Genomic DNA, 273 nt, shown 5'->3' with positions numbered 1-273 from the left:
GCTATTATTATATGAATGAAGAAGTGCAGCAATTTCTTGATCCGCGAATTCTCTTTTTTCGATTTCTTCTAAATTACCTAGAAGTTCTAAATATCTCTGATAGGATTTTGATATCTTATTTTTTAAAGAGAGCAACGTGTCTTTATTTGTGTTTCTCTTGCTATTTGCAATACTAATGTATCTATCAAGGTAGTTTTCATGTATTGATACTAAGTTACGCATACTAGGTGCAACTCCTATTTATCCTGCTGTCTTCTATAAAGACTTTTTAAA

Annotated in this window: 1 protein-coding gene; it reads right to left on the bottom strand. The window is 30.4% G+C overall.

From position 1 onward, the window contains the following. A partial coding sequence (locus SB751_RS30460) for a hypothetical protein (protein WP_410749080.1) occupies positions 1-222 on the bottom strand: 222 nt, incomplete at its 3' end. Between the last annotated feature and the right edge of the window lie 51 nt (positions 223-273).

It is taken from the genome of Cupriavidus sp. SIMBA_020, from assembly GCF_046535395.1.
Classification (GTDB): domain Bacteria; phylum Pseudomonadota; class Gammaproteobacteria; order Burkholderiales; family Burkholderiaceae; genus Cupriavidus; species Cupriavidus campinensis.
This window is presented reverse-complemented; position numbering and strand designations above follow the sequence as displayed.